Below are 17,673 nucleotides of genomic sequence, written 5' to 3' on the forward strand. Positions count from 1 at the left end.
GTCAGTCGGACGTGGCGAGGCGCAGGCCGAGGCCGACGATGACCGTGCCGGTGACGCGATCCAGCACACGCCGGGCGGCGGGCCGCCGCAGCCGGTCCCGCAGCGTCCGTGCCAGGCCGATCAGCGCGGTCGACCAGACGAGCCCCAGCAGGACGTGCACGCCGGCGAGCAGGACCCCCGTGGCGAAGTGCGGGGCGCCGGCCGGGACGAACTGCGGCAGGACGGCGACGTAGAAGACGCCGACCTTCGGGTTGAGGAGGTTCGTGACCAGCCCCTGCCGCCATCCGGCGAACAGGCCGTCGCGGGCGGGACGGCCGTCCCGCGTCTCCCCGGGCCGGCCGTCCCGGCGGCGCAGCGTCTCCCACACCATCCGTCCACCGAGCCACAGGAGGTAGGCGACGCCGGCCCAGCGCAGCAGCTCGTACGCCATCCGGGAGGCGGTCAGCAGGGCCGTCAGCCCGAGCGAGGTGAGGGTTCCCCACAGCAGGGTCCCGGCCTGGATCCCGAGGACCACGCCCCAGGCACGCCGGCGGTGACCGAGGGCGGCGGTGCGGAGGATGAGCGCGGTGTCGATACCGGGGGTGACGGTGAGCAGCCCGACGACGAGCACGAAGGACCACAGAGCGCTACCCGTTCCCATACGGCGGCACGCTACCCGCCCGGCCGCCCGGGTACGACCGCCGGCCGTCCGAAACACCGGAAGCGGTGCTTCCCGTTGCCTCTTTTTGGTAACACGCGCAACGTTCTCCCCCGGCCGCCGTCCCCCTAGCATCTCAGCCATGCAGATCAGCAGGATGATGCGTGCAACCGCCGGACTGGGATTGACACTTGCCGCCGCGTTGACCGGGGCGGTCGGGGTCGGGACGGGCGCGGCGCAGGCCGACGACAGCCGGCAGGCGGCCGAGGAGCAGCTGCTCCACTACAACCACGCCTACGCGGTGGTCAGCCGGGAGACGGCCGACGCCATCGAGAACTCGGAGTTCCTGCGGGACTTCGCCTCCTTCGAGGTACGTGAGACGGTCGCGGGCGACCTGACCTGGACCGGCCGCTATCTGTACGGCAGCGAGACGTACCTCGAGTTCTTCGGCGAGGGCGACCTGCCCGGTGACGACGCCCTGTACGGCGCCTCCGGCCTCGCCCTGTCCACCGAGACCGCCGGCGGCCTGGCGACGGTGACCGAGAACCTCGCGGACCTCGGCATCACCGAGCCCGCCGAGTACCTGCAGACCCGCGACTTCGGTGACGGCGTCCGCGTGCCGTGGTTCGACACGATCCGCACCACGGGCGTGCTGTACGACGCGTTCGACCCCTGGGCGATGGAGTACCAGCCGGAGTACTTCGCCGACCCGCGCAGCAACACCGGTCCCGCGAGCTACCCGGGTGACACCAGCCGTGCCCGGTACCTGCCCGACACGTACCAGGACCACCTGATGAAGGACGTCACGGCGATCCGCATCGCGGTCCCCGAGCGCGACCTCGACAACACCGTCCCGCTCCTGGAGGCCGGCGGCTTCGACGTCGAGACCCTGAGCAACGGCAGCGTCGTCGTGAACGACGGTCTCACCGAGATACGGCTCGACCCGGTCGCGCTGGAGGACGTCGGCCTGCGGTCGATCGAGCTGTCGCTCAACGAGTACCAGCGCTACATGACCGAGGAGCAGATCGGCGACTCGACCCTGTCGATCGGCCCCGGTGCCAGCGCCGTGTGGACCTTCGAAGGCCACCGGTGACCGTCTGACCCCCGCGTCGCACCCGCGCGCACGCCCCGGCCGGAAGTCTCCGGCCGGGGCGTGCGCCGTGTCAGTGCCGGCCGCCGCAGCAGGGGTGCGGGTCGGGGATCTCGAACGGTACGAACCGGCCGCCGCGTGACGGCGCCAGGCGCAGCAGCAGGTCCCCGGCGTCCCACTGCGGCCTGACGTGGTCCCGGGTCTCCAGGACGGCCGACGCGTCGGGGACGCCGCCGCCCAGGACGTCGGTCCGCGCGACGGCGGTGCGGTCGTACAGCTCGGCCAGGGTGAGGCTGCCGGTGAGGCCGTCCCAGCCGGGGAAGACCACCGCGCGGCCCGCCGTGCGGCGCTCCGCGGCGGTGAGCCACGGTGCCTCGGTGACCACCCGCAGCCCCTCCTCGGCCGCCGCCCCGGCCAGCGGCCCCGGGACGGGTCCCGGGCACACCAGGGCCAGGGCGACGCCGGGGTCCGGATCGCGCACGACGTGCGTGGTGGCGTACGCGCCGGCCGGCAGCGGGAGCCGGTCCGCCAGCCGGCGCAGCAGGTGGTCGGCCCGCTGGAGCGTGGTGATGCCCCCGATGAGGCCGATGGCGGTCACTCGGGGAGCACCCAGATCGGGTTGGAGTAGAACCACAGGTCCAGCCACGGGTCCGCGTCGCCGAGGACGTCGAGGGCCGGGCCCGCCGGGTCGACGGAGGCGCCGTACAGGCCGGTCTGCGAGCGGTTCCCGTCGGTGCCGCGCAGGCGGACGTACCCGGCGCGCTCGACGCGGCCGAGCCGGTAGGTGAAGGTGACGGTGCCCTCCGTCTCGTCCACGTCGAAGGACTTCACGACCTTCGTGTCGGGCGCCCGGAACGTGTCGAGGTCGCTCGGGCGGCCCGTGACGAGGCCGCGGATCACGTCCACGCGGGCCAGCTCGGGGACGAAGAGCGCGGCGTTCGGGCCGCCGGCGAGGGCGATCTCGATGCGCAGCTCGACCTGGGTGCCGCGGCGGACGTTCAGGGTGCCGCCGAGGGTGGCGGACTTGTTGCCGCCGCGCAGCTCGGCCTTGAGACCGGAGATCAGGCCGCCGTGGTCGACCCAGACGCGGCCCTCGCGGATGCCCTGCATGACGGCCGCGTACGAGAAGCCGTACGCGCCGACGTGGGTGCGGCTGTACTGGCCGGGCCAGAAGTCGCTGGCGGTGAGGTTCAGGCCGCTGCCGCGGTAGACGGGGTCGCCGTGCTGCCCGTTCTCGTCGTAGTCGGAGCCGTCGGGGCGGGTGGAGGTGTCGGCGTAGACGACGTGGGAGTCGGAGTTGGCGGTGATCCACCAGGGCTTGCCCTCGGACAGCAGGCTGTCCCACAGGCCGCCGACGGTGGCGGTCATCCAGTCGAAGCCGCCCCAGGTGCGGTAGCTCTCGGCGGGGTAGCCGGCGAAGGAGTCGGCGCCCGGGCTGCCGCCGTAGGAGCCGCGGGCCTCGCCGGGGCCGTGCGGGGCGGGGATGCCGCCGGCCTGGTGGCCGGGGGCGCCCTCGAAGCCGACCGCGATGTCGGGCTGGGCGTCGCGCCAGCCGCGGATCTCGTGCGGGGAGTCCACGCCCTTGCGGGAGGGGTGGTTGGCGAGCATCAGGGCGTCCTTGACCTTGCGGCGCTGGACCTGCTCGGCGAGGAAGTCGAGCCCGGAGATGGCGAGGGCCTCGTTGGCCGAGGTGCTGCCGGTGGCGTTCTTGACGCTGCCGTCGTAGTCCGTCTCGAACTGCTTGAGGACGGACACCTCGTTGTCGCCGGGGTGGACGAAGACGGTGCCGTGCTCGGCGGCCGGGATGTTCCACTCCAGGCCCTGGAAGACGAGGGTGTCCTCGTACTGCTCGCGGGCGCGCTTGATGTCGGGGTTGACGCGCTCGACGCCGATGCGGGAGTGGGTGACGCTGCCGTGGTCGGTGATGACCATCCAGTCGAGGCCGAAGCGGGCGGCGTTGCCGACCTGGTCGACGACGCGGTACTGGCCGTCGGGGCTGTACTGGGTGTGGATGTGGTGGTCGCCGGCGAGCCAGAGGAGACGGTTGCTGCCGTTCCCGTTGCTCCGGCCGTTGCCGTTGCCGTTGCCGCCGCGCTGGGCGGCGGCCGCCGATCCCGTGCCCACGAGGACGCTCGCCCCGGCGACGCCCGCGCCGAGCAGGCCCGCGCGGCGCAGCATGGAGCGGCGGGAGAGCTGGTCGGGGGTCAGCTCGCTGTCCGGGACCGCCGTGTCGAACGCGGCGGGCAGCGGACCGGCGTCCTCGCCGTGGCCGTGCGTGTGGCCGTGCTCGTGGTCATGGTCGTGACCGTGACTGTGACCGTGACTGTGGCCGTGGTGATGGTGGTGTCCGTGCCCCATGGCGCGCTCCCAGGTCGTGGATGCCTGTATCTCTGCCGCAGGCACTCTGGGCGCCCCATGTGAACTCCGGGTGTGCGCCGAGGGACGCGGAACATCCCATTGCCTGACCGGATGCCGTCGCCGGTGGCCGGAACTGATCGCTGCGCGGGGTCCACCGGCCACTGCGGGCCCGGGGACGACCTGACGCGCGCACGCCGCGGTGTGTCACCGACCGCCCGCGGGGGCGCCGGTGACACACCGCGGCACGGCGGTCAGGCGAGGCGTATGACGTTCCAGGAGAGGGGTTCGAGGGTGGCCTTCAGGGTCTCCCCGCCGTCGCCGAGGACCGTGCCGGTCACCTGGCGCGGGACGACGCGGTCGGGCTCCGCCGCGGTGTTGCGCGCGTCTGGGTCGGCGTCGGCCAGCACGCTGTGCTCGACGACCTCGCCGAGCCCGAGGCCGCGCAGCGCGATCTCCAGCGGCAGGGCCTCGTCCTGGCTGCGGTTGACCGCGAACACGGTGACGGCGCCGGTGGCCTCGTCCCGGACGGCGGTGGCGTGCAGCAGGTCCACCTCGCCGAACCTGCGCGTGGTGTGCCGGGGGCTGTCGACGCGCACGTCGAGGACGGTGCCCCGGCCGTGGCGCGACGTCTGCGCGAACGGGTGGAAGATCGTCTGCCGCCACGCCCTGCCGCCCGGCTCGGTCGCGATGGGCGCGATGACGTTCACCAACTGGGCCTGGCAGGCGACCTTCACGCGGTCGGCGTGCCGCAGCAGCGCGATCAGGAGCGAGCCGACGACGACGGCGTCGGTGACGCTGTAGTTGTCCTCCAGCAGGCGGGGGGCCTCCGCCCAGTCCTCGCCGCGCCCCTCGCCGGAGAGGGACGGGATCGCGCCGTCCTGGTACCAGACGTTCCACTCGTCGAACGAGAGGTTGATCCGCTTGTCGGACTTCAGGCGGGCGCCGATGTGGTCGCAGGTGGCGACGACGTTCTCGATGAACGACTCGGTGTCCACCGCCGAGGCGAGGAACGAGTCGCGGTCGCCGTCCTGCTCCTGGTAGTAGGCGTGCAGCGAGATGTGGTCCACGAGGTCGTAGGAGTGCCCGAGGACGGTCGCCTCCCACGCGGCGAACGTCTCCATGGCCTGCGACGAGCTGCCGCAGACGACCAGTTCGACACCGGGGTCGATCTGCCGCATCGCCCGCGCCGTCTCGGCGGCGATCCTGCCGTACTCGTCGGCGGTCTTGTGGCCCGTCTGCCAGGGGCCGTCCATCTCGTTGCCCAGGCACCACAGGCGGATGCCGTACGGCTCGGCGTCGCCGTGGGCGGCGCGGCGGTCGGACAGCTCGGTGCCGCCGGGGTGGTTGGCGTACTCCTGGAGCTCGATCGCCTCGGCGACACCGCGCGTGCCGAGGTTGATCGCCATCATGGGCTCGGCGCCCGCCTTGCGCACGAAGTCCATGAACTCGCCGAGGCCGAACCGGTTGGTCTCGGTGGAACGCCAGGCCAGGTCGAGGCGGCGCGGCCGTTCCTCGGCCGGCCCGACGCCGTCCTCCCACTTGTAGCCGGACACGAAGTTGCCGCCGGGGTAGCGGACGACGGTGACGCCCAGCTCGCGCACCAGGTCGAGCACGTCGGTGCGCAGGCCGGCCTCGTCGGCCGTGGGGTGGCCCGGCTCGTGGACGCCGGTGTACACGCAGCGCCCCAGGTGCTCGACGAACGAGCCGAAGATGCGCGGGTCGACGGGCGAGACGGTGAAGGCGGGGTCGAGGGTGAATCGGGCGGTGTGCGGTGCGTGGGTCATGCGGGTCCCAGGTGCTCGTGCGGGCGCCCGGTGGTTCGACAGGTCGAACACCGATCGCGGTATCGAACAGAACTTAGGTCGGTAACGAACCGCCGTCAACGGATGGTTCCCGGCCGCCGGTCACTGACCCGCCATGCCCGTGTGGGCGACACCGCGCACGATCTGCCGCTGGAAGAACGCGAACACGACCAGCAGCGGCAGCCCGCCGATCACGACCGACGCCATGACCTGCGCGTACCGCACGCCGTACGAGGACTGCACGTTGACCAGCCCGACCGGCAGCGTCATCCCGTTCGGGTCGGTGGTGACGAGGAACGGCCACAGGAAGTTGTTCCACGTCTGGATGAACGTGAAGATCGCCACCGCCGCGAGCACCGGCCGGGACAGCGGCATGACGATCCGCCAGAACACGCGCCACCGGCCGGCGCCGTCCACGTACGCCGCCTCCTCCAGTTCGCGCGGCACGCCGTCGAAGAACTTCACGAGGATGAACACCATCGCGGGCGTGGCCACCTGCGGCAGGATCACGCCCCAGTACGTGTCGACCAGGTCGAGCGCCACCATCTCCGCGAAGAGGGGCGCGATCAGCACCTGCGGCGGCACCATGATCCCGGCCAGCACCAGCCCGTACAGGACCTTGCGGCCCCGGAACGCGCAGCGTGTGAAGCCGTACGCCGCCATCGCCGTGCACAGCACCGTCAGGACCGTCGTCATCGACGCGATGTACGCCGTGTTGAACAGCCAGCGCGGCAGGTCCCCCGACTCCCACACCTGGCGGTAGGCGTCGAAGGTGATGCGCGAACCGATCCAGTGCAGCCCGGTGTCGGTCGTCTCGTCGTCCGGCTTGAGCGATGTGGCGACCGCCCAGGCCAGCGGCAGCAGCCACAGGACGGCCAGCAGCGCGGCGCACACGAGGAGCGCCACACGCCCCCTGGTCCAGCGGGGGCGGCGCCCGCCGGCGCCGTCGTCGCGCGCGGGGGCCGCGGTGCCTGCGGTGGTGAGGGTGCTCATGAGGCGGTGCCTCCTCGGTCGCTGCGGTGCCCGCCGGTGCGCTGTCGCCCGGTCGCTGTCATGCGCCGTTCTCCTCGCGTGCGCGGCGGCTGAACCGCAGCTGGACCAGGGACACGACGACGATCAGGGCGAAGAAGATGTACGAGACCGCCGACGCGTAGCCGATGCGGTAGCTCGTGAACCCGGCCTGGTAGACGTACTGGAGGATCGGTCTCGTGGACTCGTCCGGGCCGCCGCCGGTGAGGATGTACACCTGGTCGAAGATCTTGAGCGACGCCAGGAGCTGCAGCACCACGACGACGCCCGTGGTGCGGCGCAGCATGGGGAGCGTGATGTGGCGCAGCCGGTGCCAGGCACCGGCGCCGTCGAGCGACGCCGCCTCGTACAGGTGCTGTGGGATGGCCTGGAGCGCGGCCAGGTAGAGCAGGAAGTTGAAGCCGACCGTCCACCACACCGTGGTGAGGACGATGGACAGCATGGCGTACCGCGTGTCGGTGAGCCAGCCGATGCCCGGGTGCAGGCCGAACCGGGCGAGGAGCTGGTCGGCGAAGCCGAAGTCGGAGGGGTAGATGACCCACAGCCACAGCAGGCACACGACGCCGGACGGCAGCAGGAACGGCGCGAACCAGCTCATCCGCCACAGCCAGTCCACGAACCGCAGGTGGTGCGCGAGGAGCGCGAGGACGAGGCCCATGACGACCAGCGGCACGGTGGACAGCGCCGTGAACCAGACTGTGTTCCACAGGGAGGACCACACGTCGGGGTCGGTCAGGGCCTCAGCGTAGTTGTCGAGTCCGATGAACTCGGAGCGGGTGCCCGCCACGTCCTCGTTGCTGAGGCTCATGCGGACGCCGAGCAGCAGCGGCCACACGAGGAAGAGGGCGTACAGGACGAGGAACGGCAGGGTGAACACGAGGCCGTGCTCGGTCCAGTGCCGCCGTATCGTCCGGGCGGGCGCGGGAGGGGGCGTGGTGGCGGTCATACGGTCTCCCCGAAGGGGTTCGGCGTGTCGAGGAGGTCGCGCAGGCGGTCCTTCATCTCGTCCAGGGCGCCCTCGGGGGTGCGGGAGCCGGTGAGGACGCCGGAGAGGACGGCGCCCAGTTCGATCCACAGGGCGGACGCGGAGCCGGCGAACCAGGCGGGCGCGTCCAGGGCGACGGTGTCGATGGCCTCGCGGTACTCGGACTGGGGCCGCAGGTCGAGGTACGCCGGCTCGTCCAGGGTCGGCAGGTACGCCGGTATGTGGCCGCCCTCCGCCCAGCTCACGGAGTTCTTCAGCATCCAGGCGACGAACGCGTGGGCCGCCTCGTTCCCCGCGCCGCCCCGGTCGTCCTGGTGCGGCAGGACGAAGCAGTGGCAGTCGGCCTGCGCCGCGGGCCGGTCGAAGACGGTGGGGACGGTGGCCATGGAGAACGGCAGGCCGCCATTGGTGAAGGTGGAGACCTCCCAGTCGCCGTTCAGGAAGAAGGCGGTCTCGCCGGCGGCGAAGATGCCGACCGAGCCGTTGTAGTCGACGCGTTCGTGGGCGAGGCCCTCCTCGGTGAGGGTGCGCATCAGCTCCATCGCCCGCAGGGCCTTCGCGTCGTCGAGCGCCGACTCCGTGCCGTCCTCGCTGAGCAGCGCGCCGCCGGTCTGGGCGTAGAAGGTGGAGAAGATCCGCCAGGGGCCGATGGTGTCGGGGCCGAGGGTCTCGATGACGAGTCCCGGACCGCCGGTGACCTCGCCCGCCGCGCGCAGGGCGGCAAGGAAGGCGTCGGTGCCCCTGATCTCCTTCAGCCGGCCGTCGTCGTCGAGCAGCCCGGCCTCGCGGCAGATGTCGGTCTGGTAGTAGGTGACGACGGGGTGGGTGTCGAGCGGTACGGCGTACTGCTCGCCGCCGAAAGTGCCGCGCCGCCACATGTCGGCGGGGAAGTCGGCCTCGGTCACGCCGTGTTCCGCGAGCAGGTCCAGGTCGAACGGGTCGAGGAGCCGGCCGGGGGCGAAGCCGGGGACGCGGGCCAGGTGCATGGCCGCGACCTCGGGCGCCCGGCCGCCGGCGCCCGCCATGGCGAGCTTCGTGTAGTACGGGGCGCCCCAGGCGAGGGAGGCGCGCTGGAGGTCGTACCCGGTGTGGCCCGCCTGGAACGCGTCGAGCATCGCCGCCATGTTGACGCCGTCGCCGCCGCCGAAGAGGTGCCAGTACCGCAGCCGCGTCCGGCCGGCGGCGGTACCGGTCGGTGCCGCGCAGCCGGCGGCGGCGAGGGCGCCCAGGCCGCCGAGACCGGCCAGCGAGCCCAGCACGCGCCGCCTGCTGGGGCCGGGAGGGGGCAGGGAGGAAAAAGACATGCGCCACCCGTTCTCGTACGCTCGGCCGTCCGGAATCTCGAACAGGGATCGGATGTACGAACGAGACCGTAGGTGTGACGCAGGCCACCGTCAATGGGCGTGCAGCGACGGAAAAATCCGGCCGGGGCGGACCGGGGGCCGGACTCAGCGCCCGTCCGCGTCCCGCCGCTTCCCGGCCTTCGCGTACTGGCGGCACCGGCCGGTGAACACGGTGCCGAGCTCGGCGCCGATGACGGCCGCGGCCAGCTCGTCCACCGGGACACCGTCCACCCCACCGGGATCCCGGTGGAGCTGCGCCGCGAGCCCCTCCGTCACGGCGGCGAGCCGGACGGCGACGGGCCATGGGTCGAGGTCTTCGGCGACCTCGCCGCACTCCTTGCCGTTGTGGACGGCGCGGGCGATGTCCGCCCGCAGCCGCCGCCCCGCCTCGGCGTCGACTTCGGCCAGCGCGGGGGCGTCGAGTGCGCGGCCGGCGAAGGCCCGCGTGACACGGAACTCGGTGCGGCGCTCGTCGTCCAGCGGAAGGTACTCGGCCATGGCGCCGGCCAGCACGCGGGAGATGGGGCTCCGGTGTTCGACGCCTGCGGTGATCCGCTCCTCGACGCGTCCCCTGATACGCGCGCTGATCTCGTGGAACGCGTGCAGCAGCATCTCGTCCTTGCTGCGGAAGTAGTGCTGGACCAGCCCGACGGACACGCCGGCCGCCGCGGCCGTACGGGCGACCGTGACGGCGTCGAGCCCCTGACCGGCGATCAGATCCCGTACGGCACGGGCGATCTGGCGGCGGCGCTCCTCGTGGTCGGCGACTCTCGGCACTTGATAACCGTATCACCGTACGGTAAAACCATACGGCCATACGGTTATTGCTGCTCGCCACGCTCCCGAGAGGTCACCGCGCCATGCCTTCCCGCCCGCCCATACGCCCGTCACGCCTGCGGAACATCGCCGCGTGCACGGCCGCCGCGCTGCTCTGCCTGCTCCCGTCCGCCACGGCCACCGCCGCACCCGCGCGCCCCGCCGACACCGCCGGCTGGGAAACCCTCGACACGTACGTCCGCGACCGGATGGCGGCCACGGACACCCCCGGCCTCGCCTACGCCGTGGTCGGCCCCGACGGGCCGATCCACCGGCGGGTCCTGGGATCCGACGGCGACGGCCGGCCCGTCACCGCATCGACGCCCTTCCTGTGGGGATCGGTGAGCAAGCCGATCACCGCGACCGCCGTGCTGACGCTGGTCGAGGACGGGCGGCTGGCGCTGGACGAGCCGGTCACCGAGCACCTGCCCGGCTTCCGGTTCGGCGGCCCGGAACACGCCGGGAAGGTGACGGTGCGCCACCTGCTCGGCCACACCTCCGGAATCCCCGAGTCCGCCATCCCCCTGGTCACGGACTGCTTCCGGACCGACTGCCCCGCCGCCGCCGACCGCGTCGGCGCCCTGGACGGCATCGACCCGCTCGGCCCGCCCGGCACCGTCCACGCCTACTCCAGCGCCAACTACGTCGTGCTGACCGCCGTCGCCGAGGCCGTCACCGGGCAGCCCCTCGCGGACCTGCTGCGGGAGGCGGTCTTCTCCCCCGCCGGCATGGACGGCGCCTTCGCCGACCGGGCGTCGGCCCGCGACCGCGGCCTGCCCCCGGGGCACCAACTGCTGTGGGGCGTCCACTCCGCCGTCGCCGACGGAGTGGACGACCACGGCGCGGGCTACGGCTACACCGGCGGCGGACTGGACGACCTGGCCGCGTTCGCCTCCTTCCAGCTCCGCGCGACCGACGGCGTCCTCTCCTCCGGCGCCGTCCGCCTGATGCGCGAGGAGGCCACCCTCCGCCCCGGCGGGGCGGGCACCGGCTACGGCCTCGGCTGGCAGGTCGGCGGCCTGGACGCCCCGCTCGACGGCGCCGTCTGGCACGCGGGCGTGACCCCCGGCTACTCGGCCGCGCTGTTCCTCCTGCCGGAGCGGGACCTCGCCCTGGTCCTGGAGCAGAACCTGTACGGCTTCCTGGAGAACGACGCGATGATGGCCGTCGCGTTCGGCGCGGCGCGCATCGTCGCGGGCGGCGACGCTCCGGCCGACGCCCCCTCGGCACTCCTCCACCACGCGTCGGTGTGGGGCGTCACCGGCCTCGCGCTCGCGCTGACACTGGCGGCCGGACGCTCACTCGTCCTCCTGCGCCGCCCGGCCCGGCCCACCGGACCCGGCCGCCGCGCCGTCGTGACCGCCTCCTGGGGACTCCTGGGCGCACTGCCCTGCGCCGCCCTCGCCGTCCTGGCCGCCACGGACCGTCTCGGCTTCCTGCGGATCTGGGTGCCGGACCTCCACATCGCGCTCTGGACCGCCGCGGTCGCCGGCGCGGTCACCGCCACCCTCCGTCTCGCCCTCGCGATCCGCGCCGCACGCGGGCGGACCGGCGGCACGGCCGCGTGACGGGCCGCCCCTACAGCGCGACGACCATCTTCCCGATGTTCTCGCCGCGCAGCATGCCGAGGAACGCGTCCAGCGCGTTGCCGATGCCCTCGCGCCGGGTCTCCCGATAGGCCAGCGCGCCGGACGCCAGCCAGCCGGCGACCTCCTCGATGAAGCGGGGCCGCAGGTTCTGGTGGTCCATCACGAGCATGCCCTCGACCCGCAGCCGCTTCGCCACGATCTGCGCCAGGTTGCGGGGCGCGGCGGGCGGCTCGGTCGCGTTGTACTGCGCGATCATGCCGCAGATGACGGCCCGCCCGTGGACCGTCAGCGCGCCGATGGCGGCCTCCAGGTGGTCGGCCCCGACGTTGTCGAAGTACAGGTCGATGCCGTCGGGGGCCGCCTCCGCCAGTTGCTCGGCGACCGGCCCGTCCTTGTAGTTGAACGCCGCGTCAAACCCGTACTCCTCGCGCAGCAGCCGGACCTTCTCGGCCGACCCCGCGCTGCCCACGACCAGCGCCGCGCCCCTCAGCCGGGCGATCTGCCCGACCTGGCTGCCGACCGCGCCCGCCGCGCCGGACACGAACACCCGGTCGCCCTCGCGCAGTCCGCCGACCTCAAGCAGGCCCGCGTAGGCCGTCAGGCCGGTCATGCCGAGGACGCCGAGGTACGCGGACAGCGGCGCCTTGCCCGCCGGCACGGGCAGCGCCTGGCGGGCCGGCAGCGTCGCCCATTCGCGCCAGCCGAGCTGGTGGACGACGTGGTCGCCCGGCGCGAACGACGGGTCCTCGGAGACGACGACCTCGCCGACGGCGCCGCCGGTCATCGGCTCACCGACGCGGTAGGGCGGCGCGTACGACTTCACGTCGTTCATGCGGCCGCGCATGGCGGGATCGACGGACAGGAACAGGTTGCGGACGAGGATCTCGCCGGGTCCCGGGCGGTCCACCGGGACGGGGCGGAGGTCGAAGTCCTCCGCCGCGGGCCAGCCGTGCGGCCGGGAGACGAGGTGCCAGGCACGGCCGGCGGTGGGCGGGGACGGACTCGCTGACATCGGGACCTCCCGGACGGGCGGCGGACTGCGGACGGCGCGGCGGCCTGAACCGCGCCAACAGGACGGACAGTACCGAATCGGGGCACGCGCCGCCCGGCGGCGGCTCAGCCCGCGAACGCCGGCTGCGGCAGCCCCTGCCCCGCGCCCGGCAGTACGAGCACCGAGCCCGCGGCCGGCTCGGCGTCCGGCGCGAGGCCGGTCCGCGCGGTCGTGACGTACAGGTCCGTGAGCCCGGGACCGCCGAACGCGCAGGCCGTGGGCCGCGACGCGGGCACGTCGACCGTACGGTCCAGCACGCCGGCCGGGGTGAAGCGGCGGACCGCTCCGCCGTCCCAGAACGCCACCCACACGCACCCGTCGGCGTCCACGGTCAGGCCGTCCGGCGATCCGGCGGCGTCCGACACGTCGACGAGGGTGCGCCGGTCGCGCACGCCGCCGTCGTCCGTGACGGTGAACACGTCGATGCGCCGCGTGGGGGTGTCGATGTAGTACATGAGCGAGCCGTCCGGGCTCCAGCCGGTGCCGTTGCTGACCGTGGCGTCGGGCAGCACGGTGCGGGCGGTGCCGTCCGGCGCGACGCGCACGAGGGTGCCGCCGCCGGGCCGTTCGTCGTACGCCATGCTGCCGGCCCACAGCGCGCCGTCGGGGGCGACCGCCGCGTCGTTGCCCCGGCGGCCTTCCACCGGGTCGTGCAGCAGCCAGGAGAACGCGCCCGCCGCGTCGTACAGGCCCACGCCGTCACGGAGGTTGACGACCAGGCCGCCGCCGGCGCGCGGTTTCGCGGCCCCGACGTGCTGGTCCGTCTCCCGCACCTCCTGCCGCCCGGTCGCCGGGTCGAACAGGTGCACCCGCGAGGACAGGATGTCCACCCAGATCAGCCGTCCGGCGACCGGGTCCCACGTCGGCCCCTCACCCAGTTCGGCGCGCGCCGCTACCGCGATCTCCATCGTTGGTGTCCCTCTCTGTGCGTCCGGTGCCGCCGGGGCCTCAGTCCGTGCGCCCCGGCCGGTGGTGACCCAGCCGTTCCGACAGCCGGTCCGCGCCCGCCACGGCGAGCCCGGACAGTTCCTCCTGCCGCTCGGCACTCCACCGGATCGTGGGCACGGAGATGCTGAGCGCCGCGACGACACGCCCGGCGCGGTCCCGTACGGGCGCGGCGACGCAGCTCACGTCCGGGTTGGATTCCCGCTGCTCGGAGGCCGTGCCGTGCTCGCGCACCCGGTCCAGGACGGCGCGCAGCTCCTCGACCGAGGTGAGGGAGTTGGGCGTCATGGCGGGCAGCGGGCCGGCCGCGGGGAGCCGGGCGGCCAGCTCGTCGGGCGGCAGGGAGGCGAGCAGCATCTTGCCGACGGCCGTGCAGTGGGCCGGGAGCCGGCGGCCGGTCGCCGAGACCATCCGGACGGCGTGGGTGCTGTCGACCTTCGCGATGTAGATGACGTCGGTGTCCTCGAGGACCGCCACGTGGACGGTCTCGCCGCAGGTCTCGGCGACCTCGCGCGCCACCTGCTGGCCCTCGGCGGCGAGATCGAGCTGTTCGGCGTACCGGCTGCCGAGCTGGTAGGTGCGGACGCCGAGCCGGTAGCGTCCCGGCTGCCCGGGGACGGGCACGAGGTAGGAGCGTGCGGCCAGCGTGGTGACCAGCTCGTGGACGGTGGTGCGCGGGAGTCCGAGCCTGCGGGTGATCTCGGGCGCGGACGCGGTGCCGTCGCCGTCGCCGTCGAGGAACAGCTCCAGAATGTCGAGTGCCCGGCTCACCGCCGGTACGTGCCGCCCCATGACCGTCCTCCCCACCCGTCGGCCCGCCCGTGCGGCCGTTCGGGATGCCGACCGTACGCCGGTATCCCGAACATACGCTAATCACCCTGGTGGTGGGGGTGTAATGGAGGGGACGGGCGGCCCCGCCGCCGAAGCACGGCGCGGGGCCGGACGCCCATCAGCTCCAGGTGTCGCCCTGCGGCCCCGAGGCACGGCGGCTCACCGCGCGCAACCGGCCCGCGACGGGCGCGGGCAGCCGCCCTCCCGCCCGGTCCGCGACCACGCCGGCGGCCCGCGCCGCCGCCTGCCGCCCGGTCCTCGCGGCACTGTCCACACCACCGCGCAGCGCCGGGTTCCGCGCGACGCGCTGCCCGGCGGCGCGGAGCTGCTCGTACCGCTCACGCCCGGCGCGCGCGCCCAGCACGTACCCGACGGCCGCTCCGGCGATGAATGTCAGCTTGCGCATGGATGCTTCCCCTCTCACTCGGTCCGTTCTTCCGGTGGCTCGCCACGCCCCCGGCAACCGGATGTCCCGGATACCGATTTCGAAGCACCCCGGCACATGCGCTAATGTAAGCGGCGCAGCGAGGGCCGCCCCGGACGACCGGGGCGACGGACCTGAGCGGCGCAGTCCCCTGTAGCTCAATTGGCAGAGCAGCCGGCTGTTAACCGGCAGGTTACTGGTTCGAGTCCAGTCGGGGGAGCACACTCCGAGCAGTACACCGAAGGGTCCCGTCCGGGACCCTTCTTTCGTTTTCGTGCATCTCTCCGCGAACTTCGGGAACCGATCTCCCCGTGTCCGCAGTCCCACCCTGCGTACGGTCCACCCGGCCCGGGCGGGAGATCGTATGAGCGGCTATGCTGCGGCAGACGGCGCGTACAGATGTACGCGGCGCGCCGTCCCGGGGCGGTAGCTCAGCCGGTTAGAGCAGCGGACTCATAATCCGTCGGCCGTGGGTTCGAGTCCCACCCGCCCCACCTTCCGTCCCCCGTCCTGACCTGCTCCTCAGCCGGAGGCGCGGGCGCACGGAGCGTGGCCAGTGCCCGCACAGCCCACTCGCCGGCCCGCTGCTGGCCCGAACACTGCACGATCATGATCCACGCGGCGTCCTCCGCCGGCGGTCGCGCACCGCCACGGCCTCGGTCCGCGCGGCGAAGCACTTCGCCCCGCGGCGCCTCAGGCGGAGCAGGCGTACGCCGGACATCTCAAGCGAATCAGCGGAGAGCGCAGAGCGCGATGACTGACCACGTCAAGGACCCGCAGGCCGTCTCGTGGGACGATCTGGCCGAGGAGTTCTCCTTCACCGACGCGGAGAAGGATCGGATCCAGAAGGGGGCACAGGCACTCGTCCTGGCCTCCCGCGTCCACCCCCTCACCGAGTCGCGGAGGGGACGGCCCGTGCTGCGCGGGTCGGTGTGGTGAGGAGAGGGGCCGGTATGTCCGTGACATGGATCGATCTTGATGACGACCTGCTGGCCGAGGCGATGCGGTTCATGGGTGCCTCGACGAAGTCGGAGGCGGTCAACGGGGCTCTGCGGGAGTACGCGGCGCGCGCCAAGCGCCTTGCGGCCGCTGGGAGGCTGGCCGCACGGGGCGAGCGCGGCGAGTTCGAAGCCGCGGCCGCCGCGCATGCGACGGCCAGAGACGCCCGGCGGAACGCCCTCGGCTGATTCGCACCTCATCGGAACACGCTCGCGGTCTGCGCCTTCGGGGCAGGCAGCGAGCGTGTTCCACGTCCGGAGTCCGGTCAGTCGGTGGGGTGGACGGTGATGGTGCCGTTCTCCGTCCTGATGTCCACGGTGTGGGGGCTGTCGGCGGCCTCCGTCACGCTCGTGTCCACGGAGCCGCTCTCGGTCGCGGTGGTCAGACGGTAAGCGGTGTCGGGGAGTTCGAGGGCCACCGCGCCGTTCTCCGTGTCGGCCGTCACGGTGTCGGGGACGGCGGTGAACGCCAGGTCGACCGCACCGTTCTCCGTGCCGACCCCGACCTCCCCCGCGGTGATCCCGGTGCCGCGCACGGGCCCGTTCTCGGTTTCCACGGACAGCGGCCCTGCGCTGTCCGTCACGGTCACCGCGCCGTTGTCGGTGGCGATCTCCAGGCCGGCGCCGAATCCGGCGGCGGTGACGGCGCCGCTGCCGCCGGCCACGGTGACGGCCGCACCCCGGGGGACGCGTATCTCGTAGCTGATGTCGCACCAGCCGATCAGGCCGCACTCGTCGGCCAGGGTGAGGGTGTCGCCCGCGCGGTCCCAGCGCGCCTCGGGCCGGTCGCCGAGCAGCGAACGGCCGGTGAAGCGGCGGGTGACCTCCACCTCGGCGACGTCGTCGGCGCGCAGTTCGACGTCGCCCGTGCCGACGGCGACGGTGAGGCGCCCGTCGACCGCCCCGAAGCCGCGCCGCTCCGGATCGCCGGCACCGGCGGATCCGCCGGTGCCGGTGACGGCGGCCAGCGCCCCGTAGGCGATGAGGGCGGTGAGCAGCAGGCCGCCCGCGACGGTCACCACGAGGGCGAGGGGACGGACGGGCCGGGTGAACAGGGCCATGGGCGGATGCCTCCGAGGGGCGCGTGACACGAATTTCAATACCTGAAGTATTCAGTACCGAGAGTATGCTACGTTGGCGACATGGTCGATGACGAACTGCGAGATCCCGTCCCTCGCACACCGCGCGACGAGGTGCGGCGCCGGCTGATCGCCGCCGCCTCCCGCGTCTTCGAGGCACGGGGCTACGCCGACAGCCGTCTTGAGGACATCGCGCGCGCCGCCGGCTTCACCAAGGGCGCCGTCTACTCGAACTTCGGCAGCAAGCAGGAACTCTTCGGCGCCGTCCTCGGCGCCGGCTCCGAGGACGAGCTGTCCGCCGTACGCTCAGGGACGGCCGGGGCCGACGATCCGTCGTCGGCCGCCGACGAGGCCGCCCGCCTGGTCGCGCGGCGCATCGTGGACGAGAGCGCGCGCGGCCAGTTGGGCCTGGAGTTCGCGGCCCAGGCGGCCCGTGACGAACGGATCAGGTCCGTCCTCGCCGCACTCCGGCGCGAGCAGCGCGCGGCGGCCGCCAGGTCCGTCGCCGAGGTCGCGGAGCGCACGGGCGCCCGACCGGCGGTCGATCCCGAAGTCGCCGCGCTGATCCTGCACTGCCTGTCCAACGGCCTCTCGAACGACCACCTCGTCGACCCCGAGTCCGTCGGCCCCGAGCAGGTGCAACAGGCACTGGCCACCGCCATCCGCCTCCTGCTCGGCCCCACCCCCAGCGACTGA

At 73.1% G+C, this 17,673-nt stretch carries 18 protein-coding genes and 2 tRNA genes; 7 read left to right on the top strand and 13 right to left on the bottom strand.

Features of this window, described 5'->3' with window-relative positions:
- Window position 1: 1 nt before the first annotated feature.
- Window positions 2-640, bottom strand: coding sequence for a LysE family translocator (locus EMA09_RS06790; RefSeq protein ID WP_129839847.1), 639 nt, complete (start codon window positions 638-640; stop codon window positions 2-4).
- A 139-nt stretch (window positions 641-779) separates the two neighbouring features.
- Between EMA09_RS06790 and EMA09_RS06795 the strand changes: the two genes are divergently transcribed.
- Complete coding sequence (locus EMA09_RS06795) at window positions 780-1,730, top strand: DUF5829 family protein (RefSeq protein ID WP_240796271.1); 951 nt, start codon at window positions 780-782, stop codon at window positions 1,728-1,730.
- Between the two features lie 70 nt (window positions 1,731-1,800).
- Here the strand turns inward: EMA09_RS06795 and EMA09_RS06800 are convergent, their stop codons facing one another.
- The 7 genes from EMA09_RS06800 to EMA09_RS06830 form a co-directional block, all read right to left on the bottom strand.
- On the bottom strand, window positions 1,801-2,325 hold the full coding sequence (locus tag EMA09_RS06800) for a hypothetical protein (RefSeq protein WP_240796272.1): 525 nt from the start codon (window positions 2,323-2,325) through the stop codon (window positions 1,801-1,803).
- The gene (locus EMA09_RS06805; protein ID WP_129839849.1) at window positions 2,322-4,085 is read right to left on the bottom strand and encodes a PHP domain-containing protein; all 1,764 of its coding nucleotides are present in this window, start codon (window positions 4,083-4,085) and stop codon (window positions 2,322-2,324) included. The genes EMA09_RS06800 and EMA09_RS06805 overlap by 4 nt, the downstream gene beginning before the upstream one ends.
- 251 nt (window positions 4,086-4,336) lie before the next feature.
- Entirely contained in the window at window positions 4,337-5,869 is a 1,533-nt protein-coding gene (locus tag EMA09_RS06810; RefSeq protein WP_129839851.1) for an alpha-N-arabinofuranosidase, read from the bottom strand.
- 120 nt (window positions 5,870-5,989) lie between these two features.
- A complete protein-coding gene (locus EMA09_RS06815; RefSeq protein ID WP_129839853.1) occupies window positions 5,990-6,880 on the bottom strand; it encodes a carbohydrate ABC transporter permease in 891 nt (296 codons plus the stop codon).
- Between the two features lie 58 nt (window positions 6,881-6,938).
- Window positions 6,939-7,862, bottom strand: coding sequence for a sugar ABC transporter permease (locus EMA09_RS06820; RefSeq protein WP_129839855.1), 924 nt, complete (start codon window positions 7,860-7,862; stop codon window positions 6,939-6,941).
- Window positions 7,859-9,205, bottom strand: a complete 1,347-nt coding sequence (locus EMA09_RS06825; protein WP_206305915.1) for an extracellular solute-binding protein — start codon at window positions 9,203-9,205, stop codon at window positions 7,859-7,861. The genes EMA09_RS06820 and EMA09_RS06825 overlap by 4 nt, the downstream gene beginning before the upstream one ends.
- A 144-nt stretch (window positions 9,206-9,349) precedes the next feature.
- Window positions 9,350-10,021, bottom strand: coding sequence for a TetR/AcrR family transcriptional regulator (locus EMA09_RS06830; protein ID WP_129839857.1), 672 nt, complete (start codon window positions 10,019-10,021; stop codon window positions 9,350-9,352).
- Window positions 10,022-10,104: 83 nt separating this feature from the next.
- On the opposite strand from EMA09_RS06830, the gene EMA09_RS06835 reads away from it, so the two are divergent.
- On the top strand, window positions 10,105-11,628 hold the full coding sequence (locus EMA09_RS06835; RefSeq protein WP_129839859.1) for a serine hydrolase domain-containing protein: 1,524 nt from the start codon (window positions 10,105-10,107) through the stop codon (window positions 11,626-11,628).
- Window positions 11,629-11,638: 10 nt separating this feature from the next.
- Here the strand turns inward: EMA09_RS06835 and EMA09_RS06840 are convergent, their stop codons facing one another.
- The 4 genes from EMA09_RS06840 to EMA09_RS06855 form a co-directional block, all read right to left on the bottom strand.
- Window positions 11,639-12,661, bottom strand: a complete 1,023-nt coding sequence (locus EMA09_RS06840) for an NADP-dependent oxidoreductase (protein WP_129839861.1) — start codon at window positions 12,659-12,661, stop codon at window positions 11,639-11,641.
- A gap of 104 nt (window positions 12,662-12,765) precedes the next feature.
- The gene (locus EMA09_RS06845) at window positions 12,766-13,608 is read right to left on the bottom strand and encodes an SMP-30/gluconolactonase/LRE family protein (protein ID WP_129839863.1); all 843 of its coding nucleotides are present in this window, start codon (window positions 13,606-13,608) and stop codon (window positions 12,766-12,768) included.
- Window positions 13,609-13,648: 40 nt separating this feature from the next.
- Window positions 13,649-14,437 carry an IclR family transcriptional regulator gene (locus tag EMA09_RS06850; protein ID WP_129839865.1) on the bottom strand — a complete coding sequence of 263 codons (789 nt, stop codon included), beginning with the start codon at window positions 14,435-14,437 and terminating at the stop codon, window positions 13,649-13,651.
- Window positions 14,438-14,594: 157 nt separating this feature from the next.
- A complete protein-coding gene (locus tag EMA09_RS06855) occupies window positions 14,595-14,882 on the bottom strand; it encodes a hypothetical protein (protein WP_129839867.1) in 288 nt (95 codons plus the stop codon).
- A 165-nt stretch (window positions 14,883-15,047) separates the two neighbouring features.
- Between EMA09_RS06855 and EMA09_RS06860 the strand changes: the two genes are divergently transcribed.
- The 4 genes from EMA09_RS06860 (at window position 15,048) to EMA09_RS06875 (ending at window position 16,087) form a co-directional block, all read left to right on the top strand.
- A tRNA-Asn gene (locus tag EMA09_RS06860) sits at window positions 15,048-15,120 on the top strand.
- Window positions 15,121-15,320: 200 nt separating this feature from the next.
- Window positions 15,321-15,394, top strand: a tRNA-Ile gene (locus tag EMA09_RS06865).
- Between the two features lie 259 nt (window positions 15,395-15,653).
- Window positions 15,654-15,839, top strand: coding sequence for a hypothetical protein (locus EMA09_RS06870; protein ID WP_240796273.1), 186 nt, complete (start codon window positions 15,654-15,656; stop codon window positions 15,837-15,839).
- 14 nt (window positions 15,840-15,853) lie between these two features.
- Window positions 15,854-16,087, top strand: coding sequence for a type II toxin-antitoxin system VapB family antitoxin (locus EMA09_RS06875; protein ID WP_129839869.1), 234 nt, complete (start codon window positions 15,854-15,856; stop codon window positions 16,085-16,087).
- Between the two features lie 77 nt (window positions 16,088-16,164).
- On the opposite strand, the gene EMA09_RS06880 is transcribed toward EMA09_RS06875, so the two are convergent.
- Complete coding sequence (locus EMA09_RS06880) at window positions 16,165-16,959, bottom strand: DUF4097 family beta strand repeat-containing protein (RefSeq protein ID WP_129839871.1); 795 nt, start codon at window positions 16,957-16,959, stop codon at window positions 16,165-16,167.
- Between the two features lie 81 nt (window positions 16,960-17,040).
- Here EMA09_RS06880 and EMA09_RS06885 point away from each other — a divergent pair, with 81 nt between their 5' ends.
- Window positions 17,041-17,673, top strand: a complete 633-nt coding sequence (locus tag EMA09_RS06885; protein ID WP_129839873.1) for a TetR/AcrR family transcriptional regulator — start codon at window positions 17,041-17,043, stop codon at window positions 17,671-17,673.

The organism is Streptomyces sp. RFCAC02 (assembly GCF_004193175.1).
GTDB lineage: Bacteria > Actinomycetota > Actinomycetes > Streptomycetales > Streptomycetaceae > Streptomyces.

What these genes read in the sequence shown, in the direction of transcription:
- EMA09_RS06870 (WP_240796273.1), top strand. Translation starts at nt 15,654, where the DNA reads ATGACTGACCACGTCAAGGACCCGCAGGCCGTCTCGTGGGACGATCTG.
- EMA09_RS06875 (WP_129839869.1), top strand. Translation starts at nt 15,854, where the DNA reads ATGTCCGTGACATGGATCGATCTTGATGACGACCTGCTGGCCGAGGCG.
- EMA09_RS06795 (WP_240796271.1), top strand. Translation starts at nt 780, where the DNA reads ATGCAGATCAGCAGGATGATGCGTGCAACCGCCGGACTGGGATTGACA.
- EMA09_RS06820 (WP_129839855.1), bottom strand. Translation starts at nt 7,862, where the DNA reads ATGACCGCCACCACGCCCCCTCCCGCGCCCGCCCGGACGATACGGCGG.
- EMA09_RS06855 (WP_129839867.1), bottom strand. Translation starts at nt 14,882, where the DNA reads ATGCGCAAGCTGACATTCATCGCCGGAGCGGCCGTCGGGTACGTGCTG.
- EMA09_RS06835 (WP_129839859.1), top strand. Translation starts at nt 10,105, where the DNA reads ATGCCTTCCCGCCCGCCCATACGCCCGTCACGCCTGCGGAACATCGCC.
- EMA09_RS06790 (WP_129839847.1), bottom strand. Translation starts at nt 640, where the DNA reads ATGGGAACGGGTAGCGCTCTGTGGTCCTTCGTGCTCGTCGTCGGGCTG.
- EMA09_RS06885 (WP_129839873.1), top strand. Translation starts at nt 17,041, where the DNA reads ATGGTCGATGACGAACTGCGAGATCCCGTCCCTCGCACACCGCGCGAC.
- EMA09_RS06825 (WP_206305915.1), bottom strand. Translation starts at nt 9,205, where the DNA reads ATGTCTTTTTCCTCCCTGCCCCCTCCCGGCCCCAGCAGGCGGCGCGTG.
- EMA09_RS06880 (WP_129839871.1), bottom strand. Translation starts at nt 16,959, where the DNA reads ATGGCCCTGTTCACCCGGCCCGTCCGTCCCCTCGCCCTCGTGGTGACC.
- EMA09_RS06805 (WP_129839849.1), bottom strand. Translation starts at nt 4,085, where the DNA reads ATGGGGCACGGACACCACCATCACCACGGCCACAGTCACGGTCACAGT.
- EMA09_RS06815 (WP_129839853.1), bottom strand. Translation starts at nt 6,880, where the DNA reads ATGAGCACCCTCACCACCGCAGGCACCGCGGCCCCCGCGCGCGACGAC.
- EMA09_RS06840 (WP_129839861.1), bottom strand. Translation starts at nt 12,661, where the DNA reads ATGTCAGCGAGTCCGTCCCCGCCCACCGCCGGCCGTGCCTGGCACCTC.
- EMA09_RS06810 (WP_129839851.1), bottom strand. Translation starts at nt 5,869, where the DNA reads ATGACCCACGCACCGCACACCGCCCGATTCACCCTCGACCCCGCCTTC.
- EMA09_RS06850 (WP_129839865.1), bottom strand. Translation starts at nt 14,437, where the DNA reads ATGGGGCGGCACGTACCGGCGGTGAGCCGGGCACTCGACATTCTGGAG.
- EMA09_RS06845 (WP_129839863.1), bottom strand. Translation starts at nt 13,608, where the DNA reads ATGGAGATCGCGGTAGCGGCGCGCGCCGAACTGGGTGAGGGGCCGACG.